Source organism: Isoptericola croceus (assembly GCF_029382255.1).
Taxonomy (GTDB): Bacteria; Actinomycetota; Actinomycetes; order Actinomycetales; family Cellulomonadaceae; genus Isoptericola; species Isoptericola croceus.
Window position 1 is genome coordinate 1 of sequence record NZ_JARLLG010000083.1, and the last position, 297, is coordinate 297.

1 protein-coding gene is annotated in these 297 nt (G+C 55.9%); it reads left to right on the plus strand.

The window, feature by feature from the left end; all coding sequences use genetic code 11:
- Positions 1 to 185: hypothetical protein (locus tag PZC42_RS20770; RefSeq protein WP_277213977.1), on the plus strand; the 185-nt coding region annotated here is incomplete at its 5' end.
- Positions 186 to 297 lie beyond the last annotated feature (112 nt).

The following is a 297-nucleotide window of genomic DNA, read 5'->3' on the forward strand; positions in this document are numbered from 1 at the left end:
TCTTCCCTCCAGGGAAAAATCGGCTCAACGATGAAGCCGGCGTGCTGGGAGTCATCTCCGGATTCTTTCGCAGTTCCCTGGCGCTGGGGGCCTTTCTCGTCCTACGTGATGTCACGCTCAACATGTCAAAATTGTCGGGGTCGATCTGCGGGACGTTTAACCGACTATCCATAGGATCGAAATAATCATCATCGTCGTCGTCGTCGTCGTACTTCGACTTAGAGGGGGGAAGCTTCCGGCCGCTTCGCCTCATGTTCATCTCCTGTTCTCGCAACGCCAGTTCGCGCTGGCGAAGGG